The organism is Phenylobacterium glaciei (assembly GCF_016772415.1).
Classification (GTDB): domain Bacteria; phylum Pseudomonadota; class Alphaproteobacteria; order Caulobacterales; family Caulobacteraceae; genus Phenylobacterium; species Phenylobacterium glaciei.
Genome location: NZ_JAGSGD010000001.1, coordinates 2,291,755 through 2,318,635, shown reverse-complemented (window position 1 = coordinate 2,318,635; position 26,881 = coordinate 2,291,755). Strand labels below are relative to the sequence as shown.

Here is a 26,881-nt window from a genome sequence, read left to right as displayed (position 1 = left end):
GCCTAGCTGAACTTCGCTTTGTAGCCGGGCTTGAACCACTTCAATTCCGTCCCGCCCGCGGCGTCTTTATCCCATACGAACCACGCATAGGCCGTGGTCCCGCTGCCCTGCTGCACCGCGCCAGCCGGGTAGAACGTGATCCGCTCGCTGAAGACCCACACGCGGCTCGGCGGGGTCTCCGCGAAGATGGTGTTCGCCCGGTTTGCGCCTTCTAGAAAGGCCAGCCGCAGCAGGAGCGCGAACTTGCGCCGCGCCAGCTTCACACCCGACCGGACAAAGCCTTCAGCGGCGTTGTAGGGCGGGTTGGTGACGATGTTGTCCGCGCACCAATCGGCCTCAAGAAAATCAACGCCGCCCTCGCCGAACCCACGGTCATAGAGGTCGGTGCTTGTGACGGAGCGGGCTGCGAGTTCCAGCACGTTCGACATGGCGCCATTGCCGCAAGCGCTCTCCCAAATGTCGCCCTCGAAGCGTTCGTTTTCGATAAGCGCGTGGGTCGCCCAGGCGGGCGTCGGGAAGAAGTCAGCGCCGCTGAGATCGGCGAACCGCTTCATGGTCGGCTTGAAGCCGCCGTTCAGATTGTAGGTGGCGTCTGACATGCGGTTCTCCAGTGTCTTCAGGATACCGGATCGCTTCGCCTGACATATGGTCAACGGGTGAGTCATTTTGACTCACCCTTCGGCGCGGACCGTCTTCTTATGCGGCCCGCGCTTGCCGGGCTGCGGGCGGTTCGCCTCGATCTTCTCCGCGATCATTTCCATCGACCACAGCGTGTCCACGACCGCCGCCGCCATCGCGGGGCTGCTCTTGTTCAGCGACTTGTGCTGGCGGACGAAATTGTAGTGGCAGAAGAACAGTGCCAGGGCGCGGACGTGGTTGTCGATCTTCTTTGAGAAGGCAATCGTCAGGCGCGTGAAGCGCCGGTTTCCCGTGCGGATCAAGAGGTTGTGGCGCTCGACGTAGGACGTGGAGACGTGCGCCAGGTCGGGGGCACCGGTGCGGACGCGCTTCTTGGCGCCGATGCATTGCGCCGAGCTGTAGCGGCCAGCGGGAGCCGGTGCGGGGCCGTAGAGCTTCACGAGCTGGGCGAAGTCGACATCCTCACCAAACGCGCCTTCGATGGCTTCCACACCCGCCTTCGAGGACCTGGGCAAGGGTCCGATCGTGGCCCTCGCGAGCCTTGACGGTTTCCTGAAATTGTTCGGCGACGCTGCGGACAGGAATGGGGACGTTCATTAGTGACCTCGGGATCAGTCCTCGCCAAACAAGCGCGGCAGTCGAGGTTGGTGTTCTGAATTTGTTGGAAACGTCGACGTGAAGGCTCGGGGTTAGTTCGGATCTCCTGCCGAGCCCATCGCCATGCAAGAGATCGGTGTAACCCCGATCCCCAGAGGATACGCGGAGGCCGGCTCTGCATGCCGACGCCCACTTGGTGTAAGGAAGTCACGCTGAGGCCACTCCCGGCCTGCTACGGTCTCGCATGGGACAAACGGAAACGACGCATGGGCCCTGAGGAGAGTGCGCCTTTCAAAAATGCCTTGCTCAGCCTGGCCCCATGACGTGCGCGCGAGCAGGCGCAAGCCCGAATACACCAGATAGATCGCGAAAGTGCCGCCTAGGAAAACAAGGGTTGAGCCGATGGCGCTGAAGGCGTTCGAAGATCGTATTTTAACCGATCTACTCCCGACGTTTTGCGATGACCCTACACGAGCTTGGGGCTCGGACGGCTTTCGCCGGGATTGGGAACGAGTCAGCGAGGCTGACGCTGAGGATTTTCTGCTAGGCATCGACAATGGCCTAGTCAGGCACGTGGAGCGAGGCCTCTATCGCGCGCCTAGAAGCTGCGCGAGCGAGCAGTTCTTCTGGTCCGGCCCCAAAAACGTTTCGCCTCGCGCGATCACGCTTTGGATCGAGCCGATCATTACGGTGGCGGTCCTCGCCCGGCTGCACTTCGATCTCGGGTGGCCGAAGGATCTCCTAGGCACTCAATCCGCGGACTGGGCCTTCGATGTCACTGCCTTTCTGCGCCCCCACCTCACGAACGAGCATATCGCGTGCGAGGTGAAGAAGACCACTGCTGAGCTGGATCAGCTCCTCGCCTTGATGAAGTCGTTCGGCGCGACACCCGACGCAGAACAACCCGCAAGGCCAAAGGAGCTAAATGCATTCCGGAAGGTCCGGGCTTTGAGGAACCGGAAACCCCCTGTGTTTTGGGCCGTAGGTCCAAACCGTTCCAGCTACGTGTTCGACGTGCTCTATGGCTCCAACGAGCATGTCATCCTTTCTCCCGCCTCGCCGAACTCCCTCGTTTACACCGACCGCTGACGAGGTACCCGCTTATCCGCCTCCGGGTGGGACGAAGGTAGATGCGATCATAGACCGCCAAGGGTCGTACACGGTCCTAAACCCCAAGTCTGAAAGCCGTGGTTCGAGGTGCTGACCGCGCGAGCGGTTCACCGGCACGCCGGCCTCCTGCTCGCGCAAGATCGCGATGATCTGCTCTTCCGTGAACCTTGATCGCTTCATCCGTCCGTCCCTTTCCTGGGGCGGACTCTAGTTATTCCTGGAGGAGTTTCAGGGGGTCACGCCACGGTCCCCCACGAGAGGTTAGGCTGCGGCTCTCCCACTGCAAAGCAGACTGTCCCGACGTCGCTGAAGGGTGGATAGCTGCCATTGGCTCGACGACCGTCCAAAGGCCACTCCTGACTGAGGCTGTGTAAAAACTCGGGGCCGGCACAGGCTCGCGGCGCTGTCGCAGCGCGAGACGCGCCGATCCCTCAGGTCCGGATTGCGGCGATCAGCGGCCCCGTCCCGAGGATCTGCATAACGCGCTTCAGATTGTAGGCCAGGATGTGGAGGCTGATCTCGGTCTTCACGTTCTTCAGCTGCTTCATTTGGAAGTGTGTGTGGCCCATCCAGGCTTTGATCGTCCCGAAGGGGTGTTCGACGATGCGGCGCCTGAGTTTCATTGGGCTTTGAGGCGCCAGGTCCATCCGCCGCTGCATGGCCTCGATGGTCGCCTCGTGCTCCCAGCGGGTGACGCGGCGCTCGACGCTCGGTGTGCATTGAGGCTTTAGGGCGCAGGCTTGGCAGCTCGCCCGATCCCAGTAGCGATACAGCGTCATCCCGCGCTCGACGGTCGTCATGTGGTGGGGCAGCAGGGCGCCGGCCGGGCAGCGGTAGACGTCTTGGTCGGGCAGGTAGGTAAAGTCCTGCTTGCCGAAGCGGCCCTCAGCCTTGGCGTTGGAGGTCAGCGGCTTGGGCACATACGGCGTCACGCCCAGGGCCTCGCAGGCGACGATCTCCTCGCCCGAGAAGTAGCCGCGGTCGGCCAGCATCTCGAGGCCGTCCACGCCCATGGCGGCCTTGGCCTTCGCGCTCATGGCTGTGAGCTGCGCCCGGTCGTGGCCGGTCATGATCACGTCGTGGGCGACGATCAGGTGATGCTCGGCCTCAACGACGGACTGGACGTTGTAGCCGACGATCCCGCTGCCCCGGCCGCTCGTCGCCATGGACCGCGCGTCCGGGTCGGTCAGCGAGATCTGCCCGTCAGGCGACGCCGCCACCTGCGTCTCCATGGCCTTCAGCGCCTGCATCTGGGCGCGCAGGGTGGCGATCTTGTCCTTCAGCTTCCCAGCCCGCGCCTCCGCGGCCTCGCCCTCCAGGCGGTCGGCCGTATCGAGGTCCGCCAGGTAGCCGGCGATGTGCTCGGCCACCTGATCCATCCGCTTCTTCAGCTTCGTGACGGTGAAGTTCTTGTCGCGGGTGTTCACCGCCTTGAACTTGCTGCCGTCCACCGCCGCCAGCGCCTGGGTGAAGAGGCCGATCTGGCGGCACAGCACCACGAAGTGCGCGCACGCCGCCTGGATCGCCGCGCCGTGGTCCTTGCGGAAGTTGGCGATGGTCTTGTGGTCAGGCGCGAGCTTCCCCGTCAGCCACATCACCTCGACGTTGCGCCCAGCTTCCCGCTCCAGCCTGCGGCTCGATGGCACGCGGTTCAGGTAGCCGTAGACGTAGAGCTTCAGGAGCGTGGCGGGATGATAGGCCGGCCGTCCCGTCGAGGCCGCCACCACCTCGAAGCCCAGCGAGCCTAGGTCCAGCTCGTCCACGAACACGTCGACCACGCGGGCCGCGTTGTCCTCGGACACATAGTCGTCAAGGCAACTGGGAAGCAGCGTCGGCTGACGGCGGTCTTCACCCTCGACGAAGTGGGACATCTCATCACCCCCAACGCTGCTGCATCAGGAGTCTACGGTGCTTCGCGTTTTTACACAGCCTCGACTCTTAAGCGACCTTCGGAAGGTTTGCTTCCGGATCTCCGTCGTCGAGCCCGCTGCCCAAGCACGGCTGCTGACGCGCGCCCGGTACCCCAGTCTTCGGCTGCCTGGAACAGAGCGCTGGCTTCGACCCGCCCCCCGCCGCGCGCCCGCGGCCTGGCAGAGACCGCGGACGTCGCCGGACGCATTGAATGCAACCCTCAGCATAACCATTCGCAATGACACTGAAGGAGTGTAGCATCGTTCGGTGAACTCGGGGGAGCCATCATGTCGTTCAGAATCACGCGTCGTGCTCTGGTCGCAGTGGGGGCGCTCGCCGCGACCCCGGCTTGGCCGCAAGCTGGCAAGGTGCGGCCTGACATCCGAAGTGCGGCCGGCAAGACAAATCTTCAGAAATACGCTCGCGCGGTAAGATTGATGACGGATCTGCCGGGTTCGGACCCCCGCAGTTGGGTCTATCAGTGGTACATCCACGCCCTTCCGCGGACCCTGACGAAGGAGGGCGAGCTCAAACGCCTGTTCCCGATCCCTTCGCCCGCGCGGAGCCTCGCCGAAACCGTCTGGGAAACCTGCAAGGCTCACCATACGGGCGACCTGTCCGATGACTTCCTGCCCTGGCACAGACTCTATGTGATGCAGTTCGAGGAAACCGTCCGGACCGTGCTGAACGACCCGTCGTTCGTGCTGCCGTATTGGTCCTATACAGAAGCCGGCAACAGGATCCTGCCCCCGGAGTTCCGCCGCAAGGACGACCCGGTTTGGGGATCGCTTTACCGAGAGCACCGCAGTTCGGCGACCAACAGCGGCGTACCGATCGACGCCGGCCTGAATCCCAACCCGATCCAGGCGGACGCCCTGAACCAGCGCACCTATCGCCGGAAGGGCGCGCAGCTCGGCTTTTGCGCTCACCTCGATCGCAACCTACATGGGCGCGTACACGTGCAGGTCGGTGACGGCGTGGGGATGGGCGACGTGCCAACGGCTGCGAACGACCCGATCTTCTGGCTACACCACTGCGATATCGACCGCATGTGGATGAGCTGGAACGCCAATGGCGGGCGTAACCCAACGGATGCCTGGGCGGACCGGTCCTTCGTCCTGCCCGACGGCCGCGGCAACAAGATGGAGCGCATGATCTCGTCCGTCCTGGACGCCTCCAAACTGCAATATGCCTATGACGCCCTCCTGCCGGGGCCGACGATCACCGCCGCGACCGCGGGCGGGCCGGTGCGGCCGGTGGTGACCTTGGCGCGAAGCTCGACGGCGGTGGCGCTCTCCGACGATGTCGTCCAGATCACGTTGTCGCCGACCGGCATGAAGAGCCCGAAGATCATGGGGGCCGGCCTGCGCCGCCAGTATCTGGTTCTGGGGACGCTGAGCGCGAACGTGCAGCCCGGGGTTCTCTATGCTGTGGAGGTCCGAAGCTCCGCCGCCTGGTTCGTGGTCGGCTACATCCATTTCTTCGACGCCGTACCCCACGGCGATAGCGGCCATGACCACATGGCGATGGCTGGGGCGCCGGCTGCCATCGACCGTGAGTTCAGCTTCGATGTGACGTCGCTCACCGCCGGCAAGGCCAAACTTCCGCCCATCCGGCTTCGCGCCGTCCGCGCGCGCGCCTCTGCGGCTCAGCCGGTCGTAGGCCGGTTAGAGTTGGTGGAGAACTGATCTAGTTACCGCGAATGAATTCCACGAGCTCTGCCGCGTTGACGACGATGTTCTGGTCGGCCCCTTTGAGGGGGAGGATGTCGTCGCCCACCAGCTGGAACTCTGCGCGCACGTGGATCTGATTTATCGCGCCGTCACCGATGGTTGCCTTGAGTTGGGCGGGGCAGAGCGACAGCGCCTCGTTGGCGCTGGGGCTCGTGAACATGACGAACCGGTCGCCGTCCTTCTTCAGCGCCCGAAGCAGCCTGTAGCTCGACTCATCCTTGACCCCGACGCAGGACATGCCGGTGAACTCGTCGGCGACCCCGAGCACCACCTGTTCAGCGCCATTACGAACGAACCGCACGTAGTCCTTCGGCCAAAGCAGAGCCTTCTGGATGTTGAGCTGGGACATCGACGCGACGCCCTTGCGCGCTTGGGCGGTCGCCAGCAGGTCGCCGCTGTAGTCGATCCGGCTCTTCAACCAGCGGGGCCGGCGTTGGCCTGACACGGATTTGAGCAGCGCCGCAGCGAAGGAGACGATCGGGGCGGCTTGGGAGGTGCCTGAGAGCGGCACTTCCTCGCTGTCAGCATCGAGCCAGGAGGCGATGCGGCAGCCTGGCGCGGCGATGTCGACGGCGGCGTCGCCCCGGTTGCTGAATTTGGACAGCTGGCCGTCCGCGTCCACCGAGGCGACCGTTAGGACGTTGGCGAAATTGTTCGCGCCATTGACCGCTGGCAGCCAGCGTTTGCCGTTGAGATTAAGGTCGTCGCCCTTGTTGCCTGCGGCGACGACGAACAGAGTACTCGCGTGATGGGTGATGGCGTCGTTCAGCGCAACGCGTGGGGCCGCCGGGTCACTGCCGTCGATCACCAGGCTCATGTTCACCACGGTCGGATCCGCCACCTCCCCGAGATAGCCGGGAAAAATCGTGCCGACCGCCGGGTCTAGGGCTTCGGTGCCCGGGGCCACCGAAGCAATGGCGATCCGCAGCCTCGAACTGATCGCGTCGGAATATCGGTTGCGGAAGTCGAAGAACAGCGGGCCGCCCAGGACGAGTCCGGCTACATGGGTGCCATGGCCCGATATCTCATCGATCTGGAGGTCGGGGACGTTCTCATAGGTGAGCGGGCCTAGGGGGACGCCACTCAGTGCAGGACCGATTAAGTGGGGAGCGTCGAGGTAGAAATCGTCCTTCGCGAACATCCGCTTCGGAAACCGTGCGGTATAGACGTAGTCTTCGCCGTCCCGCTCGGGGCACCGGTCGGCCGTGCAGGGCACGCCAAAGAAACCATTGTCGACCACCAAGATATTGACGTCGTTCGGTAGGCTGATCTTCGACGCCCATTCCCAGGCCTTGGCGACAGCCTCAGGTGAGTAGGGGTAAGGTCGCGGTGGGGATCCGTCAGCCGGCTGCGGCGGGTCGGACACACAGTCGCCCTCTGTGACCTGGATCGCGCCGGCGGAGTACTCGCCGCGGAAGGGGATCACGATGCTGCCGACACTCTTCGGCGCTTGGGTGACGCTGACTTCCCGTTTGCCGATGCTAAGAAGCTTGTCTGTGAAGGATTGTGCGAGGCTTTTGTCGACCCGCAGGACCGTCGGGAGCGTTTGATAGGGTAAGGTGACCACCGTGCCCACTTGCAGACGCATACGGTCCGCGTACGGCGCGCCGCTTTGGGCGAAGTAGGCCAGTAACCCCGGCCCATTCGCGTGCTCGCCGGTGAAGCGCAGACGCAGCGAGGTGAAGTTGTCTCCCGACGCGATCTTATAGGAAATGGGGCCGCGCAGGTTCAGGCACGCCGGCCAGGTGAGGTCATAGGCCTCGGGTCCCAACACCTGTCCCGCTGCTATCGCCGCTTTCGCCCGGTTGGCCTCAATCACCGCCTCAACATACCCCGGCTGGACGGTGCCGCAGAGTTGGGCCGCGATCGCTTCGGGCGTTTTTCCCGAGAGGCCGGGGAACTGGGTTTGGGTTACCGAGAGGGGGTGTGCGGTGGCGACCTGGCGAACGAGCTCCGCGCTCGGGATTTCGCCGATCGCGCGCACGATGAGGGGTACGGTCTCGGCCCGGACCTCAAGGGGCGAGATCGCGAGACTGGCCGCCAAGACGACGATAGAACTCTGGTGCAGGCCGCGCAATTCCATGTCAACTCCGGCAACCCTGAATGCCCGCCGGCCGGTTGTAGCCGCAGATGATCCTTACCGCGGGGGCGGGGTGAAGCGGATCGGGTGTTGCGGGACCCGCCCATTCAAGCAGGAAGGCCTGGAAGTCAGCCGCGGCGAGCGGAGAAAGATAGGAGTAGAAGGCCGGCGCCTTCGGAGTGGCCGTATTGGTCGCGCCGACACCGGAATTCACCGCGACAACGCGGCGCCCGCCAGACGCGACATCCAGCGTCACCGGGCCGCCGGAGTCTCCGAAGCAAAGGACGGGTTCCTTGGAGCCAGACGAGAGCGTGCGAAGGTAGAGGCCCGGCTGCGTCGGCAGCAGGCTGATCCCCGTCGCCTCAACGGAATCATATCCCATCCGCAGGAGGCGTTTGCCGTCCTTCCAAATGTAGTCGCCCGTGTCGCTGATCCCAAGATCGATGCAACCCGATCCCATCAGGCGGATCTTGACGCCTACGGCAACGGATGCCGTGTAGCGGATGGACTCGGGCGCGACGCCGCTGACCTTGTGGTCGAGTTCGCATAGCGCATAGTCGGCGCTGGAGCGGGGCGCGCCGACCGGACTGGCCGTCCACTGCTTATAGGCCGCCGGCATCCCGCAGTGGCGAAGTTGGTAGGCACCTTGCGAGCCGAAGACCACCTTTCCACCGATCGTGCCTTCGCCAGACGTCCCGGGCGGATAGCCGGCGTCGACGCAGTGGGCCGCGAGCAGGACGACGGCTGGGCCAACAAGGGTGAGCGTACAGGATTCCTCGCTGTCGACATCGGTGACCGCGACGGCGGCCCAGTCGCGCAGGTCCACCACCTCCTCACCGTTGGAAAGCTGGATCGAGCTCGTGCCGAACCTCAGCGGCAAAGATCGAAAGGTCAACTTTCGGTTTGGATCAGGGGGCTTGCGCGGCACCCAGAGCGGGGCGTTGAGCCCAGCCTCCGGCAGGCTGATCGGCGGGCCGACCCGGGCCACGCCCGGCGCAGGCTGTGGTTGCGCCTGGGCGGGAGCCGCCAGGCCCAGGATAATCGCGAAGGTCAGCCCAACGAGGCCTCGAACCTTGGGGCGCAGCCCGCTACTTTGCGGCATGCTTCGCATCGGCCTTGTCGATCGCGTCTTTGATCGCCATCGCCTGCGCCACGGTTGCCGAGATGAGGGCGTCCGCCGTTGCGGTCGGATCCTTCTCGGCCGTGACCGAGGCTCCACACTGGCTGTGCATTGTGACGGAGCCTTTGCGGGGGAAGGCAATAAACTCCACGTAGTGCGGGTCGGCGACCTTGCCTTCCCAAACTAGGGCGGCCGTCGGCGTACCCGCAGCCTCGGACTTGCCCGCGGCTTTTGCGGCAGCCTCTGCTGCCGCGACCGTAGCTTCGGGGAAGTAGCTGATCTTCAAGTTGCGGCAGGCGGCGTAGTAAATCCCGTTCAGGCGACCCTTGGCAACGGATTCATAGGCGGTGGGCGTGTCGTCGAGCGCGATCGCGGTCTTGGATGGCGGCTCCATCTTGACCACCAGGTTGCGCGCCGGCCCGCTGGGAGCTCCCGGTTGCCAGACGCAGGGTGCCGTCGCGGGGTCCACACCGTCACACACCTTCGGTGTGCCCCCTGCAGCCGCCGCGAAGAGCGGCACCAAGGTCTTGATCACCGTAGCGCTATTGGTGATCAATTCGCTTCGTCGGTCGGTTACCTCGACGCCGATACTGCTGATCAGGTCGGTGTTGTCGGTCTTGACGATGTTGACGGTGGTCTTGGTCCAGATCGGATCGTCGTGCAGCATCATGATGCGCCGACCCTTGTCCTCGGTTTTCTTATTGGTCACGACAAGCTCGTCGCGAACCGGCTTATCTGCCGCGGCCACGTTCTTGTATTCGATGGTTAGTTGGTTGGACTGCAGGTAGAAGCTGTCAACGAGCTTGCCCCGGACCGCCGTGACATCCGCGCCGCTCTCCGCGGTCCGATAGCTCACTACGGGATCCGCGGCGCACGCGGTCAACTGAAGAGATATAGCACCAATCGCAAGCGCATGCTCAGGCTTCATGATTCCCCCCCACGACCTGAGGTATACACACCCTCCTGGTGCACCGGTCAAGATCACAGTGTTCTGTCGGACCGCCGGACCGCCGGCCCGCGGATGTGGAGCGGGCCTCGATCTCGATCAGGGTCGGCAAGTGGCTCAAAGCGAACGCGACGGGCTGGGGCGTCCGTCGTCGCCGTCACAGGCGCGATGATCTCGGCGCTTGCGATGGTTGTGGTGTTGTTCTTTCCGTGAAGATGGCGGATGGAGCTCTTAGAGCAGCCGCAATGCGTCCGCACGCCGAGCGTCTTCTTTCCGGCGTGATGCCAATGGCCGGTGATGGCCGATTTTGTTGAAAAAGGCGGGTTGAAGCCGTGATGCGGCGCTGATTCACTTCCATTGCGGGAAGGAGAGTCGGCCATGATGGGTGATCGTCGGATCGATCAGGCGGCGCTGTTCTACGAGTTTTCCCTCGAGCGCCACGTGCCTGCCGATCACATGCTGAGGTCGATAGATCGTTTCGTGGATCTGGAGGGCGTCAGGGCGCACCTGGCGCCGTTCTACAGCCTGATCGGGCGCCCTTCGATCGATCCCGAGCTGCTGATACGGATGCTGATCGTGGGCTACTGCTTCGGCATCCGGTCGGAGCGGCGGCTGTGCGATGAGGTTCATCTCAACCTCGCTTACCGTTGGTTCTGCCGGCTCGGCCTCGACGGCGACGTGCCCGATCACTCGACCTTCTCGAAGAACCGTCACGGCCGCTTCCGCGAGAGCGATCTGCTGCGCCACCTGTTCGAGACGGTCGTTGACCGTTGCATGCGCGAGGGGTTGGTCGGCGGCGAGGGCTTCGCCGCCGACGCCAGTCTGATCAAGGCTGACGCTAACCGTCAGCGGTGCGTCCCCGGTGCGGCAGGCCTGCCGCCGGAAGCGGCGAGCCGGGCGATCAACGAGTACCTGGCGGTGCTCGATGACGCTGCGTTTGGCGGGGCGACACCGGTCGTTCCGAAGTTCATCTCTCCGGCCGACCCGGCGTCGCGTTGGACCGGCGCCGACAAGGGGCCCGCCTACTTCGCCTACTCCACCAACTACCTGATCGACCTCGATCATGCGGTGATCGTCGATGTCGAAGCGACCACGGCGGTCCGCCAGGCCGAGGTGGGCGCAGTCAGGACGATGATTGAGCGGGTCGCTGAGCGCCACGATCTACAGCCTGCGCGGATCGCCGCCGACACCGCCTACGGCTCGGCCGAGATGCTCGACTGGCTGGTCAACAAGCAGCAGATCGCGCCGCACATCCCCGTCATCGACAAGTCCGGCCGCGACGACGGGACCTTCGCCCGCAGCGACTTCACCTACGACCCAGCCGCCGACACCTATCGCTGTCCAGCCGGCAAGACCCTGAAGCGCAATCGCCGCGCCTTCCGGACACCCAGGCCCAACGCGCCGCCCGACGACACCTATCGATACAGGGCTAGCAAGGCTGACTGTGACGCCTGCACGCTGAAGAGCCGCTGCTCGCCCAATACACCGGCGCGGAAGGTGACCCGCTCGATCTACGAAGGCGCCCGGGACATCGCTCGCGAGATCGCCAAGACCGACGCCTACGTCACTTCACGACGAGAGCGTAAGAAGGTGGAGATGCTGTTTGCGCACCTCAAACGTATCCTCAAGCTCGACCGGCTGCGTCTTCGTGGTCCCCAAGGCGCCCGAGATGAGTTCCACCTCGCCGCCACAGCCCAAAACCTGCGGAAACTCGCCAAGCTCATCCCGCCACCAGTCCCGGCAACCGCCTGAGGGGCCACCGCCGCCGCTCGCGCCAACCTCAGGCCCCATCCATCGACCGCCTTTTTCAACACAATCGGCGCATCTCGGACCTCGAAGTCTCGGCAGGCGAATTTCCGCTAAGGGTCGATTTTTACCGTTGGGGTCCGGCCCAAAACTGGACGTTCGGGTTTTTGTCGGCTGAGTATGACCTGCGGGACTGAAACGTCAGATTTTGACCACTAGAGACCGACGAGCAGCTCGCGACAGGCCTTCAGGATGGCCGCGACCCGTCGCCTGTGTGCAACCGCCTCCCGTGAATGTTCACCGCCGCACCACATTCCATTGCCGGGTCCTGACACACCGCCGGAACCCTTAGCGCCGCCGTGCATCCGGCAGCGCATGCGCCCCTTCACTGCTGGCGACAGGCAGGGCTTCCCACTCCGCTTCGACCGCGCCCCGCAGCGGGGTGCCCGCCGCAATCGGAAGACTGGGTGCAAGGGGTCGTCCGTCGCTTCCTGTTTCAGGCGCCCCCCCCGCATGGAGGTGTCCGACGACTGCGTTTCCGTTGATGTGGACATGCTTCACCTCCACCAATTGTTTTCCGCCGCCACGCAGCTTCGCTAGCGCTTCGACCTGTCCCGTGAAGGTCCGTGCCAACTTCACAGCAAGCCCGCCATAGAGCGCAATATGGTCCGGCCTATCCGTTTGTTTCGCGCGGCCGAGCATATCGGTGGCTAGGTTGTGCACGCAGGCCATCTGAACGGCGAGGGCTGCTTCGAGCTCATTATCCGGTCTGATCGCCTCGACCATCGCAAGGCCCGCGTTCACCCCGGCCGGGCTGTCCCACATCTTCGCCCCACGCGCCCGGCCACACATCTCCAGACCCGCAATCTGCTGCGCGGCGAAATCCAGCGAGGCCGTTCCAAACGCGTCTACCTGGCGGTCCAACGCCCCCTCCAAGTCGGAATGCGGCGCTTCTATGCGCATCTCCCCGCTTGCCGCTGTCTCAAAGGCAAACTGGACTGGATGGCGGCGCGTTCGCATGCGCCGCCGGGAAGCATTGATTTCCAGCTTCTCGCGATCGTCGGGCTCGACCTTCGCGTCGAGCGCCGGGGAGCCCCCACAATCATCCACCTTGCTCATGAGACGCCTCCACTCTCTGCTGGCGTTGGATCTGCCACTTTGTTCCCGGTTGGCGACGCCAGACCGACGATCCCATTTCTTCTTCCATCTTCTCTCTTCAGGTCGTGGGATGGGTTAGACGGCTTTCTCGCGGGCGTTCCTGATGGTGTCGCGCAGCCGCTTGATCTCAGCGTCGATCATCGCAGCTCGCGCCTGGGCGTCGTGCCACTTGGCGGGCATCTCGTCCGGCGTCAGGCGGCGGCCCCGGAACTCCCCCTCGTTGATCATCATCGGCCCGGCGTCCGTCATCAGCTCGGAAAGCTCGATCTGGAGGTGGCGGATCTTGTCGCGGATCGGAAGTTGCCGGTAGTCCTCACCGCTGATCGGCCGCCACCGCTCCACCTTCGGCCCGTCGCCCTTCGCCGGCAGCACGGCGCGCACCATGGGCAGCAGTTGGCCCGGCGTGGGGAAGCGGGTGTTCTCGCCCTGACGCCAGCGGGTGCAGGCCAGCTTGATCGCCTCAATGGGGAAGTTGGCGAGGTCGGAACACCAATCCACCATCCAGCGAGAGCGGTCTTCCACGCTCATCAGCGGCGGTCGGCAGTGGACGGCGAGGCTTTCGAGGGCGTCGGCGATGTCGAGGCGATCAGCCATTTTGGGCATCCATGCGTTCGAAGGCTAGGCGGCGCGCTTCGTCGTTGTTCGCGCCGATCTGTTCGGTGAGGGAGTTGGAGCGGGGTGTAGTCATCGGGACCACGTTGGGCGCCGGGTTGATGGCGTTCAGCCGCTTGTCGCGGAGGGCCAAGGCGTCGTCTCGGACCCACGACCACGCCCTGATCGGCTTTCCGCGTTGCCGTTGCCGCGCCGCCAGCAGGCCGATGGCGGTTAGAACCTCATCCCAGGTGCAGGGGGCGCCAGAGTTGGGTTCAACCAAGGCCCGCAAGTCGGCGGCGTGCTGCATCGGGATCGCGGTCAGGTCAGCCATGTCCCCGGCCGCCACGACGGCCTCGGCCAATCTGTCTTTCCATTCGGGCACGCCCGCCTTGGAGGAGGAGGGTTCTACTACTTCAGGGTCCGGTTCAGGTTCAGGAAACGCGCGCATGTCTCCTGGCAAAACGGAAGCATTGCTAGGATCATTTCCTTTGTTTTTCAGCGCCTTGGTGTCGCCGCCCTTTTTACCGGCGTTTTGCCTCAGCGATTTCTTACGCGAGATGTTCTCGTATTCGGCCTTGAGACGCTTCTGGATGAGACGCCCGCGCTGGACCTTAAAGAACTCCTCCAGCACCGGCTTGGCGATGGCGTCGAAGTCCTCTGCCGACAGCCGGATCTTGCGCGCGATCCACGCCGGGTCATTGGGCAGAGAACAGCCAGGGGTGCGCCAGGCCAGCCGAAGCAGGCGCCCATACACGCCATCTTCAGCCGCGGTCAGGTGAGAGGTGGCGGCGTCGTAGTCATCGATCCAAAGAGGCAAGCACGGGTGGGTCACGCCGCGCTCCTGGCCGTCGCGGTTTTGGCCGGCCAGATAGCAGGCAAGCTCACGGCGATCTTTCCCCCCGCCATCCTCCGCTCCGACAGAGCGCAGAACCCGCCCAGAGCCATGCACTTGGCGACAGGCTCTAGGACCACGACAAGAGAGCCGCGGTGTCCAAAGCGGAGTTCCCGCGCCGACGAGAGTTGCGGGTTCGACGCGCCGAAGAGCCGACGCGCAAGGTTTACCACGGCGTCGGGGGGAGGGGTGTAGGCGCTCATTGAGCTAGACCTTCAGCCCCTCGAAATACCGGTCCAGGTCCTCTCGCAGGATCAGCCGGCGTCCTGCAGCCTTGACGGCGCGGAGCCTGCCCTGGGAGATCAGATTGTAGATAGTGGAGCGAGAGAGGCCGGTCGTGGCGACCACCTCATTAATGCGAAACGCCATCTTATCTGCGTATGACATCAGAATATCCTTAGCTACTCCAGGTCGTTCCTGGGCTGCTTTGGACATTTTGATGTTCGAACCGGGGAAAAACCCCCGAACCTATTTTCCCCGCGATTTATTCCGCCGAGTTGGGTTCATGCCAAACGCCACAGTCTTTAAAACTCGCTCAAGTTCCTGCTCGCTATCGACGTTTCGCCTAGCTTGAGCCTTGACGGCGGTGCGGTAGGCACGTTCAAGCGAATCCTTAGATTTGTGCCCCCACTGTTCAGTCGTGGACAGGTAGGCAACGGCACTGGAAATCGTCATTGGCCGTTTTTCCCGCGCGATCAGAACTCGGACATCGTCGAGAAGCTTGATTGGATCGATGTCAAAAGTTCCACTGGGGCGGCCAGGCTTCGACGGCCGCTGGTCAATAACCTGAAACCCCGGAACGCAATGTTCGGCGAGCCGCAGCGCCAGGCCACGCCAGGTGTTCTCGTCTTCCGGGTCGAACCCAAAATCGACGGCAAGCAGGCTGAGGCGCCGTTCCTTCTCCGCCCCAATTCGTTGCTCCTCAGCAATCCTCGCCTCCGCCCAATCAGCTTCCGTAGCGGTTATCAAAGTTTTGCGTCCGGGTAGGGTCACGTTGCGCACTATCGGTAACGAAAGATCCCCGCTGAGCCCCCCGAGTTGCTGCTGAGACTTCCGACTTGGCGACCTGCGCTTCTTCGACGGCAGACTATCCATCACCGCACCCCGCGCTGAGGGAACGGCCTTATGTTGGAGGCCGAAGCCCTTGCCCCCACATATCCTGCCCATGCCTCCATGAGCTTCCTGCGCTTCTCCAACGCATCTCCGCGCCGGTAGGCTCGCTCGGTGGCGTCGCCAACATTGTGCGCGAGGGCAGCTTCGGCCACCTCACGCGGAAAGCTTGAGGCCTCGCCCGCCCAATCCCGGAACGATGACCGAAAACCATGCACGGTAGTCGTCACCTTCATGCGGCGCAGCAGCATGGCGAGCGACATGCCTGAGAGCGCGCCGCCTTTCTGGCCAGGAAACACCGGCATTTCGGCGTTTTCGGCGGCGCTCAATGCAAGAGGCATCACCGCCTCCAACACAGTCACGGCGCGGGCGCTTAGGGGAACGCGATGTTCCCGGCCGGCCTTCATCCTCTCTGCCGGGACTGTCCAGATTTTCGCCTTAAGGTCGATCTCGGCCCAGGTGGCGCCCAGAACTTCGCCGGACCGTGCGGCGGTCAGAATTAGAAACTCCAGAGCCTGGGCTGCTACGGCATCACGTTGCCGCAAGCTCGCGACGAGGTCAGACACTTCCCCATAGGGCATTGCGGCGTGGTGGCCGCGCGTCAGCTTCTGACGCTTGGGCAGGAGGTGGTCTAGGTGGCCACGCCACCGGGCGGGATTCTCACCAATCCGAAAGCCCTTGGCCTTAGCTGCGTCCAGCACCCGCTCGATCCGCCCGCGTAGGCGCGACGCGGTTTCAGGCTTGGCGAGCCAGATGGATTGCAGCACCTCCAGAACAGCCGGGGTGTCTACCCGATCCACCGGAAGCGGTCGAAGCGGCTTGGCGTAGGTTTTGAGCGTCATCGCCCACTGGGCTCGGTGCTTCTCATTGCGCCATTGCGGGGATAGCGACGCCAGGAATTCATCGGCGACCTCGCCGAAGGTTGGAACGGGCACTGGCTCGACAGGGACCGCATCGCGGGCCTCAATGGGGTCGCCCCCGGCCTTGGCGACCTCTCTCGCCGCCTCGGCGGCCACTCTGACCTTAGCGAGGCCAACCCCGCCCTTGCCCGCGGCACCCAGGCCCATCTCTCGGCGCTTGCCGTCCCGCTTCCACATGAAGATCCACCGCGACCGGCCGGAACTGTCCCGGTCCAGATACAGCCCGCCTCCATCAGCGTGCCGTCCTGGCCCTAGGCTCTCCAGCTGTTTCGACGTCAACCGATTGAGCGTTCGCGCCATCGCCAGTCTCCAGTCGGCCCCACCACGGGCCCCACCTTGCTACCTGGATTCTAGCGAACAACCTAGGACAAGGGAACACGAGCGTTCTGCTAATCCCTATTGCGTAAGCGGTCGTGTGGACGGCGCGGAACGTCCTTGGAAGCCAGTGCGTCGGACACCCCGTCCGCCAATCCCGGGGCCCTAGATGCCCGCACTGGCGCGCGCCGGCTCCAAGACCCGGGCGCCTGGGAAGATGCGCAGGAAGTTCTCGGCGTAGAAGGCGTCCCGCACGGCCTCGCTGCGGTCCCCCAGGAAGCCTTCGAAGCGCTTGATCGGATCGCGACCGCCCTCGACGTGGGGGTAGTCGCTGGAGAACAGGTAGAGCTCCGGGCTCGACTGGTCGATCAGCACCCCGACATCCTCGAAGACGAACGGGGTGAAGGCCATCTGCTGGCTCAGCATCTCCGAAGGCCTGCGGCTGAAGGGGGTCTGGTTCTTGTCGGCCCGGATCCAGTTCTTGGCCACCCAGTCCAGGCGGGTGAGCAGGGACGGCACCCAGCCGGCGCCGAGCTCGACGCTGGCGCCTCTCAGGCCGGGGAACCGCTCGAAGACGCCGTCGATCAACATCACCGAAAGGAAGGTCTCCGGCCCCTGATGGAGGATGGCGATGTCCTTGCTGCGCAGGTTCTCACCGCCCCCCATCCAGTCGGCCACAAGCCCGCGACCGTTGTTCATCCAAGCCTTGGCCTGCTGCAGGGGCGCGCCGCCAACATGCAGCAGGAAGGGGGTCCCGCTTTCCGCCAGACGCGCCCAGAAGGGGTCGAAGTCGATGTGGCCCGGCGAGCGCTCCCCAGGGGTGCGATGGGGAATCCAGACCGCCTTGAGCCCTGCGGCGAGGGCGGCGTCCAGTTCAGCGATAGCCAGGCTAGGCTCGTCGAGGGGAATGATCGCGACCCCCAGCAGACGGTCGTCGCCGCCGCAGAAGTCGGCCATGTGGCGGTTGTGGGCCCGGGTCGCGCCATAGCGTAGCTCCGGCGATACTCGGGAGGAGGCCGAGAAGGGCAGGGCGACGCTGTGTGTGGCGAAGACCAGCTGCTTCTTGAACCCCAGCAGGTCCAGGGCTCGACTGCGGTCTCCGGCGTCGAAGGCGCCCAGGGCCTGAATCTCCTTGGAGCTTTCGATCAGCCGGTCGCCCAGGGCGATCTGGGCGGCGATGTGTTCGGGACTATGGCGGCTGCCCTGGGCGACGATCACGGCGACCTCTTCGTCGGTTACCAGTGAGGCGCTGTAACTGACCTCGGGGATCTCATCTCGCAGCTTGGGGTCGGCGTACTTCTTGAGGAAGTCGGGGAGCTCCATGATGTGGCTGTCAGCGTCGTAGAACGCGCGGTGCGCGGGGGCGTAGGCCATCGGCTTCCTCCGTGAGCCCTCTGTTCATCGCGCGGAGACGCGATGATGGAGCCCTGAGTTAAGACATTATCGGTGGGTTCGCCGGCTTGCCACGGCTTTCGGTCGCCTCCCCACGAGTCTCGCCCACGCGACGCCGAAGGCGAGCAGCCTGTCTCAAAGCAGGATGAGGAGCCCTATGGCGGGCGACTCCGGCCTGGCGGCGCCCGCGCCACAACCTTAACGGATTAACCACCTTCCTTTACCGCAGTTCAAAACCTTGGTGCGCATTCTCCGCCGCAAGAACCGCGCGCTGGGGGGTGTGCGGGCAGAAGGATCCGCGGCCATGAACGCCCATCATCACAGCGCCACGGCGCGCAATCTCGCTCTGATCCTGGTGGCCTGCGCCGCGCTGGCGGCCTGCGCCACCCCGCATCCGAGACTGGCCGGCAAGCTATCGGACGGCGCCATGGGCGGGCCGCCGTCCGGCGCGGGCGGGCGCTACAAGGTCGGCGCGCCCTATCAGGTGGCCGGTATCTGGTACGTGCCGCACGAGGATCCCCGCTACGACGCCACGGGCACCGCCTCCTGGTACGGCGACGACTTCCACATGAAGCCGACCGCCAACGGCGAAACCTTCGACATGAACCTGGTGTCGGCGGCGCACCCGACCCTGCCGCTGCCGTCCATCGTCGAGGTGACCAATCTCGACAATGGCAAACGCATCCAGGTCCGCGTCAATGACCGCGGGCCCTTCGTCGGCGGCCGGGTCATCGACCTGAGCCATGAGGCGGCCCGTCAGCTCGGCTACGATCGCAAAGGGCTCGCCAATGTGCGGGTGAAGTATGTGGGCCCGGCCCCCCTGGGCGGTCCCAACGCCGGGATGCGCTACGCCAGCACCACCGCGCCGCCGCCGGCCTACGCCTCGCCCAACTATGTGCCGCCGGCTTATTCGGCGCCGCTGCCGGCCTATGCGCCGCCAGCGCCGGTGTCCGTCGCTGCCGCCAGCCTGCCGCCGATCACCGGATCGGCCATCGCCGCGACCCAGATCCCGCCGGTGTCCTCGGCCGCGCCGGTCTTTGCGAGCGCGCCTCGCGTCATCCCGGCCAGCAGCGCCTACCGCATCCAGGCCGGGGCCTTCAGCGACCGCGGCAACGCCCAGCGCGTCGCGGACCAGCTTGCCACCGCCGGCCAGGCCACCATCGAGCCGATGCAGCGGGCCGATGGGGTGACGCTCTATCGCGTCGTCCTGCAGAGCGGGGCCGACGAGGGGGAGGCCTGGGGCCTGCGCGACAAGGTGGCCTCCTACGGTTTCGCCGAAGCCCGTGTCCTGAGGCCCTTCTAGAGCCCTTGAGGGCTCGAGATTTAAACGCGTAGAGCGCGCCGGGCGGGTTAACCGGTTTCCACTTAACCCTGGCGCGCTCTAGCCCTCGACAAACCGCGCGAACCGGCCATGTTGCGCCGGTGTCGCGCGGCAAGTTCATCACCTTCGAAGGCGGAGAGGGCGCTGGGAAATCCACCCAGGTCCGGCGCCTTGTCACGCGCCTGCAAACCGCCGGCCTCGAGGTGGTCGCCACCCGCGAACCTGGGGGGTCGGCCGGCGCCGAGGCCATCCGCACCCTGGTGCTGACAGGTTCGACCGACCGATGGAGCCCGGTCACCGAGACCCTGCTGATGTACGGCGCCCGGCGCGACCATATTGAACGGACGATCATCCCGGCGCTCGATCGCGGCGCCTGGGTGGTCTGCGATCGTTTCGCCGATTCGACCCGCGCCTATCAGGGTGGGGCCGGCGGCGTGGCGCCGGAGCTCATCGCCGCCCTGGAGGATCATGTCCTGGCCGAAGTCCGTCCCGACCTGACCCTGGTGTTCGACCTGCCGGTCGAGGTCGGTCTGGCCCGAGCCGAGAGCCATGCGGCCGCGTCGGGTCACGCCGAAACCCGGTTTGAGTCCAAGGGCGTCGCCTTCCATGAACGCCTGCGCGAAGCCTTCCAGCAGATCGCGGCCATCGAGCCGGACCGCTGTGTTCTGGTGAACGCCGCCGATACGATGGACGGCGTTGAGAGCGCCATCTGGACCGCCGTTTCCGCCCGGCTGCGCGCCCATGGCTGACGATATTCCCCATCCCCGCGACGTCTTCCGGCTCCAAGGTCACGAAGCCGCCGAGGAGTCGTTTGAGGCCAGCCGAGCCCGGGGCCGCCTGCACCACGCCTGGCTGCTGACCGGGCCCGAAGGCGTCGGGAAGGCCACCTTCGCCTATCGCGCCGCGCGACGCCTGCTGGGCGCGCCGCCGGCGCCGGAGTACGGGCCGCTGGGCGCCGATCCCGCTCATCCGGTCAGCCGCCAGATCATGGCGCGGTCAAATCCCGACATCCTGGTGCTGGAACGGGTTGGCGAGGATGGCAAGCCGCGCAAGGTCATCCCGGTGGATGAGGCGCGCAAGCTGTCGGAGTTCTTTTCCAAATCCCCGGCCAGTGCTCCCCATCGGGTGGCGATCATCGACGCCGCCGACGATCTCAACACCAACAGCGCCAACGCCGTGCTCAAGACCCTGGAGGAGCCGCCGCCGAGCGGGATTCTGCTACTGGTCTCGCATTCTCCGGGCCGTCTGCTGCCCACGATCCGCTCGAGGTGTCGCAGGCTGGCCTTCCATGGCCTGCCGGAAGCGCAGACCGCCGCCTTCGTCCAGTCGCACACCAGCGCCAACGCCGAGGACGCCATCCGCCTGGCCCGCATGTCGGTAGGCGCCCCTGGCCGGGCCTGGGCGCTCGCAAACGCCGGCGCCGTGGCCATCGATGACGCCGCCAAGGAGCTGCTGCGCGACCTGCCCCAGCTGGACGAGGCCGCGGCCCTGTCCCTGGCCGACAAGTTCCGGGGCGGGGAGGGCGCCAACCAGTTCAACCTGCTGTTCGAACGCCTGGCCGAGCGGGTCCACGCCCGCGTCCTGGCCCAGGCCAACGAGGGCTATACCGGTCTTGATCGCTGGGCCTCGGCGTGGGAGACGCTGCAGCGCCTGCCGCGCGAGGTTGAAGCCGTGAACCTCGACCGCGCGGACGCCCTTTTCACGGCGCTTTCCGAACTGCGTGACGCCGCGCGCGCCTGAGCCCGTCATGCTGATCGACAGTCACGTCAACCTGCACGCCCCGCAATTCGACGAGGACCGCGACGCGGTGATCGCGCGCGCGCGCGCCGCCGGCGTGCGCCTGATGGTCAATATCTGCGACAAGATCCCCAACTATCCGGCCGTCCGGGCCCTGGCCGACCACCCGGATATCTGGTGCACGGTCGGCGCCCATCCGCACGAGGCCAAGGATCACACCGACCTCGCGGCCCAGATTCTGATCGACTTCGCCGCCGATCCGCGCGTCGTGGGGATCGGGGAGTGCGGCCTGGACTTTCACTACGACCTCAGCCCGCGCGAGATCCAGGCGGCCGTCTTCCGCCAGCACATCGTCGCCGCTCGCGAGACGGGTCTGCCGCTGGTGGTCCACACCCGCCAGGCCGATCAGGTCATGGGCGAAATCCTGGAGGCGGAACACGCCAAGGGCGCCTTCCCCCTGCTGATGCACTGCTACACGTCGGGCGCGGAACTGGCGGCGCGGTGCGCCGCGTTGGGGGCCTGGTTCTCGGTCTCCGGCATCGCCACCTTCAAGGCCGCGGAGGATGTCCGCGCCGTGGTCCGTGAGATGCCGGCCGACCGGATCATCGTGGAGACCGACTGTCCCTACCTGGCGCCCGTGCCGCACCGGGGCCGCCGCAACGAGCCTGCCTATCTGCCCGACGTGCTGGTCAAGCTTGCGGAGATCCGCGGCTGGTCCCGCGACGAGGCCGAGCAGCGCACCGAGGACGCCTTCTTCAAGCTGTTCCAGCGGATCTCCCGGCCATGAGCGGCGCCCTGGAGTTCACGATCCTGGGCTGCGGCTCGTCGGGCGGGGTGCCGCGGGCCGACGGCGACTGGGGCGCCTGCGATCCCGCCAATCCGAAGAACCGCCGCCGCCGGTGCTCCCTGCTGGTCCGACGCGCGGGCGAGACGCCGGAGACCTCCACGACCCTGATCGTCGACACCTCGCCCGACCTGGTCAGCCAGACCTCGGACGCGGGCGCCAGGCGCATGGACGCGGTGCTGCTGACCCACGACCATGCCGACCAGATCCATGGCATCGACGACATCCGGGCTTTCTTCATCCGTCAGCGGGCGCGCATTCCCTGCCATACCGACGAGGCGACGGCGATCTCGGCCAAACGCCGCTTCGGCTACATTTTCGAGGGGGAGGGGGGCTATCCGGGCATCGCTGACCTGAAGCTGATCCCCGTGCATGGCGAGACCTGGGAGGTCCCTGGACCTTCCGGCGTGATCCCCGTCGTCACCTTCGACCAGGACCATGGCGGCGTGCGCTCGGTGGGCTACCGGTTCGGCGGCGTGGCCTATTCCAGCGATGTGGTGAACCTGGACGAGGCGGCGTTCGCGGCCCTGGCCGACCTCGACGTCTGGATCGTCGACGCCCTGCGCTGGACGCCGCACCCGACCCACGCCCATGTCGCGCGAACCCTGGAGTGGGCGGCGCGCCTGAAGCCGCGGCGCACGATCCTGACCAACATGCATATCGATCTCGACTATGAAGATCTGAGATCGAAACTGCCGCCAGGCGTCGAGCCGGCCTATGACGGCCTAAAATTTTCACATCAACTCAGCCCTCAATTGGACTGAGGATATAATGCTTAAGCTGGGTTTTCTCTCATCTCGAAATGGCTCGTCGTTCCGCGCCATCCTAGAGGCGATCGACGCCGGCGTCCTGGAGGCCGAGGCGCGGCTGCTGGTGAGCAACAACCGCAAGAGCGGTGCGTTGGAATTCGCCCAGGCGCGCGGCGTGCCCCATCTGTGCATTCCCACCGAACGCGATCCGGCCGCCGCGGACCTGGCCTTGCGCGACGCGCTGGCGGGCGCAGGCGCCGAACTGGTCGTGCTGTCGGGCTACCTGCGCAAGCTGGGACCCGCGACCCTGGCGCGCTATCACAACCGGATCATCAACATCCATCCCGGCCTGCTGCCGGAGTTCGGCGGGGAGGGGATGTATGGTCGCCGCGTACACGAGGCGGTGATCGCGGCCGGCGCGCCCCTCAGCGGGGCGACCATCCATCTGGTGGACGAGGAGTATGACCGGGGCCCGGTCCTGGAGCGCCGCGAGTTGGCGCTGGAGCCTGGCGAGACCGTCGACAGCCTGGAGGCGCGGATCACGACCCTGGAGCCGCTGTTCTTTGTCGAGACGCTGACGGCGATCGCCGCGGGCGACCTGGTGCTGCCCTAGAACTCCATCCCCGCATGGCGGCGCAACTCGTGCGCGAACCGGCGGATCGAGATGGTGTTGCGGGCGATGTGATCGGTGAAGTTCGGGGCGGGGGCCTCGAAATTGGGTTTCAGGGACCCGTCTTTGCTGCTTTCGCGCACCAGGCCCCGGGCGATCAAATCCTCCACCTTGCGCCGCACGGTCTCCTTGGGAATGCCCGTGGTTCTTGACACGCCGGCGCGGGAGATGCCCTGCGCGTTCACCAAGCCCACGAGATCGGGATCGACCGACGGGTCGAAGCCGTCGGCGCGGAACACGCGGCCGACGCCGGTGGCCAGGATCGTCAGATAGACGATGAAGCCGTTATAGTCGGCGCCGAACTCCTTGTTCATGCTGCAGGCGATGCGCAGCAGGAGTTCGGCGGTGACGATCGCGGCGATTTTCTCGTTGGGCTCAAGGGCCTGGTCGCCGACGCTCATCCGATGTCCCCTAGTAAAGTGAAGCTTGGCGTCTTGTGGCACGCGAGCTGTCACTGTCAACGCTATACCCGTTTCGGGTATAATGGGTCGGATCGCCGATGTCAGGAAACCGTGGCGGGGGCGCGGCCGGGAACGGGCAGGGGGTTGCCCGCCGCCTTGGCGCGTTTTTCGCCGCGTGCGATCTCCCGGTGCAGATCGTCCACATAGATGCCGAAGTCCACCTGAATGGTGTGGCGCTTGGCCTGGTAGTATTGGCCGAGGTGGGTTTCCTCGTCCTTGACGATCAGGCGCTCCATCTCGGCGGCGGGCGGCGGCCTGTAATGGCCGGCCAGGTAGGCCGCCGCCAGCTTGCTTTGCTGCTCGGCGAAGTTGACCAGGGTCGGCAGGGGCTGGGCCAGCGCCATGTAGAACAGGTTCGGCACGCCGGGCTTCATCATCCGCTTGAACAGGGGCAAGCGCTGATCGGCGTCGGGAACCAGCTCGGCATCGTCGAAGAACGGGAAGCGCATGTCGTAGCCGGTGGCGAAGACGATGGCGTCCACATCCTCGACGGTGTCGTCGGCGAAGCGGACGCGTTTGCCTTCCAGCGCCTTGATGGCCGGCTTGAACTTGATGTCGCCGCAGCCGGCCCGGGTCAGAAACTCACCGCTGACCGAGGGGTGGGCTTCCAACGGCTCGTGATCGGGCTTTGGAAGACCATAATCTTCCATATTTCCAATGGTTTTCTTGATCATCTTGCGGGCCATGGAGAGGCCGAGCTTGCGGGGCATCCAGGGGGGCATTGCGGACTTGTCCGAGGGCTTGCCGTTCACGTACTTGGGCAGGACCCAGACGCCGCGGCGGGCCGAGACCCAGAGGTTCTTGGCGATGGGGCGCTGGGCGAGTTCCGAGGCGATATCCATCGCTGAATTACCCATCCCCACCACAACGACGTTCTTGCCGCGCATATCGACCGGATCGAAGGGATCGGAATAGGCGTGGCTGTGGAAGGCGGGGCCGTCGAACGTGCCCGGATAGTCCGGGATCCGTGGGCTCCAGTGGTGGCCGTTGCAGACGAACAGTACGTCGTAGGTTCTTGTTTCGCCCGAGGAAAGCGTCACATCCCACAGGCCGTCCGCCGTGCGGCGCGCCTTGGTGACGCCGGTGTTGAAGGTGATGGTGTCGCGAAGGCCAAAGTGGTCGACATAGTCTTTGAAGTACTGCAGCAGCTGGGCGTGGTGCGGGAAGTCGGGCCAGTCGGCCGGGACCGGGAAATCCTCGAAGGCCAGCCGCCATTTCGAGGTGTCGATGTGCAGGCTCTCGTAACAGGCCGACATGCCGTTGGGATTCTTGAAGTACCAGTTGCCGCCGATGTCGTCAGACAGCTCGAAACAATCGTAGGCGATCCCGAAATCCTTGAGCCGCTTGGCGGTCGTGAAGCCGGAACAGCCGGCGCCGATGATGCAGGCCTTGGGCAGCTGGCTCATGGCGGAACTCCTGGAGATCGGTGTTGCGCGAGCCTAGGCAGAGCCTGGAGTTAGCGTCAAAGGTCACGCCACGGCATTCCCCAGCGCCATCTTTCAATTTCCGATAATATTACTTAGGCGAGGATTGGATACGCCGAATCGGGCCGGTATTTCAAAGCCCTCCTAGCTCTGCGAAGCACAGACCGCCTCGTAGGCCGTCTGCAGCCGCTGCAGCACCGCCGAGTCGCTCGCCGCAGCGTGCAGGTGGCGGGCGCGCAATTCGTCCATCAGTTCGTCCCACATGGCTGGGCCGCCTTCCTCGAGCAACTGGGCGCGGATCGACAGCTCTGGCGACGCCGGCGCGTGCCGTCGGCCCCAGGCGCCCATCTGGGCCAGCAGCGGCACCAGCTGGATCGCGGGTTCGGTCAGGCTGTAGATCACACTCTGGCGATGGCGCGGATCATCGGCCCGACTCAGCAGGCCGGCGGCCACCAGCCGTTTCAACCTGTCGGCCAGCACGTTGGAGGCGATGCCCTCCTCCGACCGGGTGAGCAGTTCACGATAGCGACGGCGGTCGCCGAATATGACGTCGCGGATGACAATCAGGCTCCAACGATCCCCCAGCACCTCCAGGGTCAGGTTGATCGGGCAGCCCGAGCGATGTGCGTCCTGCAATGGCGCCTCCTACTGCTTGCACAATAGGATCAGTTGGTCTAGTTCGCAATGGCGCTGCCGTCGGCTGGAGACGCCCCGATGCCCTTGACCCTCTATTCCCACCCCTTCTCCTCCTACTGCCAGAAGGTGCTGACCGCGCTCTGGGAGAACGAGATAGCCTTCACCTACCGGAATCTGGAAGAGCCGGGCGCCAACGAGGAGCTTGCGGCGCTCTGGCCGCTGAGCCGTTTCCCCGTGCTGGTGGATGACGGGCGGACCGTCGTGGAATCCAGCATCATCATCGAACACCTGCAATTGAAGCATCCCGGCAAGGCGCGGCTGCTGCCCGACGATCCCGCGGCCGCGCTGGAAGTCCGGTTCATGGACCGCTTCTTCGACCAGTACATCATGACCGAGATGCAGAAGCCCGTGTTCAAGGCGGTGCGGACAGACGGCGCGCGCAAGGACGCTGCGATGGCGGAGGCTTCCAAGGCGCTGGGCACGGCCTATGCCTGGCTGGAAGCGCGCCTGGACGGCCGCGCCTGGGCGGCGGGCGACAGCTTCACCATGGCCGATTGCGCGGCCGCGCCGTCGTTGTTCTACGCCGATTGGGTTCACCAGATCGGCGCCGAATTCCCGCGCCTGCGCGAGTATCGGGCGAGACTGCTGGCGCGGCCCTCCTTCGCGCGCGCCGTTGAGGAAGCCCGCCCCTACCGGTCCTACTTCCCGCTCGGCGCGCCCGACCGCGACTGAGGCGGGCTTGTTTGAGGACGATGGCGGGCGGGGCGGCTTGCGCT

Annotated in this window: 28 protein-coding genes; 10 read left to right on the top strand and 18 right to left on the bottom strand. The window is 65.2% G+C overall.

What is annotated here, in order from left to right:
* Positions 1-2: 2 nt before the first annotated feature.
* On the bottom strand, positions 3-599 hold the full coding sequence (locus JKL49_RS11295; protein WP_215340607.1) for a hypothetical protein: 597 nt from the start codon (positions 597-599) through the stop codon (positions 3-5).
* 72 nt (positions 600-671) lie between these two features.
* Complete coding sequence (locus JKL49_RS11290; RefSeq protein ID WP_215340606.1) at positions 672-1,130, bottom strand: IS1 family transposase; 459 nt, start codon at positions 1,128-1,130, stop codon at positions 672-674.
* A gap of 508 nt (positions 1,131-1,638) precedes the next feature.
* On the opposite strand from JKL49_RS11290, the gene JKL49_RS11285 reads away from it, so the two are divergent.
* Positions 1,639-2,325 (top strand): hypothetical protein, encoded by a 687-nt coding sequence (locus JKL49_RS11285; protein WP_215340605.1) that lies wholly within the window; start codon positions 1,639-1,641, stop codon positions 2,323-2,325.
* Positions 2,326-2,777: 452 nt separating this feature from the next.
* Here JKL49_RS11285 and JKL49_RS11280 read toward each other — a convergent pair whose 3' ends face one another.
* Positions 2,778-4,217, bottom strand: a complete 1,440-nt coding sequence (locus tag JKL49_RS11280) for an IS1182 family transposase (protein ID WP_215340604.1) — start codon at positions 4,215-4,217, stop codon at positions 2,778-2,780.
* A 327-nt stretch (positions 4,218-4,544) separates the two neighbouring features.
* Between JKL49_RS11280 and JKL49_RS11275 the strand changes: the two genes are divergently transcribed.
* Positions 4,545-5,945 carry a tyrosinase family protein gene (locus JKL49_RS11275; protein WP_215340603.1) on the top strand — a complete coding sequence of 467 codons (1,401 nt, stop codon included), beginning with the start codon at positions 4,545-4,547 and terminating at the stop codon, positions 5,943-5,945.
* Position 5,946: 1 nt separating this feature from the next.
* On the opposite strand, the gene JKL49_RS11270 is transcribed toward JKL49_RS11275, so the two are convergent.
* The 4 genes from JKL49_RS11270 to JKL49_RS11255 all read right to left on the bottom strand — a co-directional run bounded on the left by JKL49_RS11270 (position 5,947) and on the right by JKL49_RS11255 (position 10,516).
* Positions 5,947-8,073 carry a S8 family serine peptidase gene (locus tag JKL49_RS11270; RefSeq protein ID WP_215340602.1) on the bottom strand — a complete coding sequence of 709 codons (2,127 nt, stop codon included), beginning with the start codon at positions 8,071-8,073 and terminating at the stop codon, positions 5,947-5,949.
* Position 8,074: 1 nt separating this feature from the next.
* Positions 8,075-9,172, bottom strand: a complete 1,098-nt coding sequence (locus JKL49_RS11265) for a trypsin-like serine peptidase (RefSeq protein ID WP_215340601.1) — start codon at positions 9,170-9,172, stop codon at positions 8,075-8,077.
* Entirely contained in the window at positions 9,159-10,046 is an 888-nt protein-coding gene (locus JKL49_RS11260; RefSeq protein WP_215340600.1) for a hypothetical protein, read from the bottom strand. The genes JKL49_RS11265 and JKL49_RS11260 overlap by 14 nt, the downstream gene beginning before the upstream one ends.
* Positions 10,047-10,171: 125 nt before the next feature.
* Positions 10,172-10,516 (bottom strand): hypothetical protein, encoded by a 345-nt coding sequence (locus JKL49_RS11255; protein ID WP_215340598.1) that lies wholly within the window; start codon positions 10,514-10,516, stop codon positions 10,172-10,174.
* Between JKL49_RS11255 and JKL49_RS11250 the strand changes: the two genes are divergently transcribed.
* Positions 10,515-11,888: a transposase gene (locus tag JKL49_RS11250; RefSeq protein ID WP_215340596.1), complete on the top strand. Its 1,374-nt coding sequence runs from the start codon at positions 10,515-10,517 to the stop codon at positions 11,886-11,888. The two genes, JKL49_RS11255 and JKL49_RS11250, sit on opposite strands and share 2 nt — an antisense overlap.
* A 209-nt stretch (positions 11,889-12,097) precedes the next feature.
* On the opposite strand, the gene JKL49_RS21395 is transcribed toward JKL49_RS11250, so the two are convergent.
* From JKL49_RS21395 to JKL49_RS11215, 8 genes are all read right to left on the bottom strand, one after another.
* Positions 12,098-12,337 (bottom strand): HGGxSTG domain-containing protein, encoded by a 240-nt coding sequence (locus JKL49_RS21395; protein ID WP_430700833.1) that lies wholly within the window; start codon positions 12,335-12,337, stop codon positions 12,098-12,100.
* Positions 12,231-13,001: a hypothetical protein gene (locus JKL49_RS11245; protein ID WP_215340594.1), complete on the bottom strand. Its 771-nt coding sequence runs from the start codon at positions 12,999-13,001 to the stop codon at positions 12,231-12,233. The genes JKL49_RS21395 and JKL49_RS11245 overlap by 107 nt, the downstream gene beginning before the upstream one ends.
* Before the next feature lie 114 nt (positions 13,002-13,115).
* Positions 13,116-13,634, bottom strand: coding sequence for a hypothetical protein (locus JKL49_RS11240; protein WP_215340592.1), 519 nt, complete (start codon positions 13,632-13,634; stop codon positions 13,116-13,118).
* Positions 13,627-14,466: a DUF1376 domain-containing protein gene (locus tag JKL49_RS11235; RefSeq protein WP_215340590.1), complete on the bottom strand. Its 840-nt coding sequence runs from the start codon at positions 14,464-14,466 to the stop codon at positions 13,627-13,629. The genes JKL49_RS11240 and JKL49_RS11235 overlap by 8 nt, the downstream gene beginning before the upstream one ends.
* A gap of 267 nt (positions 14,467-14,733) precedes the next feature.
* The gene (locus JKL49_RS11230; RefSeq protein WP_215340588.1) at positions 14,734-14,913 is read right to left on the bottom strand and encodes a helix-turn-helix domain-containing protein; all 180 of its coding nucleotides are present in this window, start codon (positions 14,911-14,913) and stop codon (positions 14,734-14,736) included.
* A gap of 81 nt (positions 14,914-14,994) precedes the next feature.
* Positions 14,995-15,528, bottom strand: coding sequence for a hypothetical protein (locus tag JKL49_RS11225; protein ID WP_215340586.1), 534 nt, complete (start codon positions 15,526-15,528; stop codon positions 14,995-14,997).
* Between the two features lie 92 nt (positions 15,529-15,620).
* Entirely contained in the window at positions 15,621-16,856 is a 1,236-nt protein-coding gene (locus JKL49_RS11220; RefSeq protein WP_215340584.1) for a tyrosine-type recombinase/integrase, read from the bottom strand.
* A 180-nt stretch (positions 16,857-17,036) separates the two neighbouring features.
* Positions 17,037-18,245, bottom strand: a complete 1,209-nt coding sequence (locus JKL49_RS11215) for an amidohydrolase family protein (RefSeq protein ID WP_215340580.1) — start codon at positions 18,243-18,245, stop codon at positions 17,037-17,039.
* 322 nt (positions 18,246-18,567) lie between these two features.
* On the opposite strand from JKL49_RS11215, the gene JKL49_RS11210 reads away from it, so the two are divergent.
* From JKL49_RS11210 to purN, 6 genes are all read left to right on the top strand, one after another.
* On the top strand, positions 18,568-19,566 hold the full coding sequence (locus JKL49_RS11210) for a septal ring lytic transglycosylase RlpA family protein (protein WP_215340579.1): 999 nt from the start codon (positions 18,568-18,570) through the stop codon (positions 19,564-19,566).
* Between the two features lie 119 nt (positions 19,567-19,685).
* Positions 19,686-20,333, top strand: coding sequence for a dTMP kinase (gene tmk / locus JKL49_RS11205; RefSeq protein ID WP_215340578.1), 648 nt, complete (start codon positions 19,686-19,688; stop codon positions 20,331-20,333).
* Complete coding sequence (locus tag JKL49_RS11200; protein WP_215340572.1) at positions 20,326-21,324, top strand: DNA polymerase III subunit delta'; 999 nt, start codon at positions 20,326-20,328, stop codon at positions 21,322-21,324. Before tmk ends, JKL49_RS11200 begins: the two co-directional genes overlap by 8 nt.
* Positions 21,325-21,331: 7 nt before the next feature.
* On the top strand, positions 21,332-22,108 hold the full coding sequence (locus tag JKL49_RS11195; RefSeq protein WP_215340570.1) for a TatD family hydrolase: 777 nt from the start codon (positions 21,332-21,334) through the stop codon (positions 22,106-22,108).
* Positions 22,105-22,929 carry an MBL fold metallo-hydrolase gene (locus JKL49_RS11190; protein ID WP_215340568.1) on the top strand — a complete coding sequence of 275 codons (825 nt, stop codon included), beginning with the start codon at positions 22,105-22,107 and terminating at the stop codon, positions 22,927-22,929. The genes JKL49_RS11195 and JKL49_RS11190 overlap by 4 nt, the downstream gene beginning before the upstream one ends.
* 7 nt (positions 22,930-22,936) lie before the next feature.
* Positions 22,937-23,527: a phosphoribosylglycinamide formyltransferase gene (purN, locus tag JKL49_RS11185; protein ID WP_215340566.1), complete on the top strand. Its 591-nt coding sequence runs from the start codon at positions 22,937-22,939 to the stop codon at positions 23,525-23,527.
* On the opposite strand, the gene JKL49_RS11180 is transcribed toward purN, so the two are convergent.
* The 3 genes from JKL49_RS11180 to JKL49_RS11170 all read right to left on the bottom strand — a co-directional run bounded on the left by JKL49_RS11180 (position 23,524) and on the right by JKL49_RS11170 (position 26,105).
* Positions 23,524-23,985 (bottom strand): hypothetical protein, encoded by a 462-nt coding sequence (locus JKL49_RS11180; RefSeq protein WP_215340564.1) that lies wholly within the window; start codon positions 23,983-23,985, stop codon positions 23,524-23,526. The genes purN and JKL49_RS11180 overlap by 4 nt on opposite strands.
* Before the next feature lie 101 nt (positions 23,986-24,086).
* Positions 24,087-25,451 carry a flavin-containing monooxygenase gene (locus JKL49_RS11175; protein WP_215340562.1) on the bottom strand — a complete coding sequence of 455 codons (1,365 nt, stop codon included), beginning with the start codon at positions 25,449-25,451 and terminating at the stop codon, positions 24,087-24,089.
* A gap of 162 nt (positions 25,452-25,613) precedes the next feature.
* The gene (locus JKL49_RS11170) at positions 25,614-26,105 is read right to left on the bottom strand and encodes a winged helix-turn-helix transcriptional regulator (RefSeq protein WP_215340560.1); all 492 of its coding nucleotides are present in this window, start codon (positions 26,103-26,105) and stop codon (positions 25,614-25,616) included.
* A gap of 78 nt (positions 26,106-26,183) precedes the next feature.
* On the opposite strand from JKL49_RS11170, the gene JKL49_RS11165 reads away from it, so the two are divergent.
* Entirely contained in the window at positions 26,184-26,837 is a 654-nt protein-coding gene (locus JKL49_RS11165) for a glutathione S-transferase family protein (protein ID WP_215340558.1), read from the top strand.
* Positions 26,838-26,881: the final 44 nt, after the last annotated feature.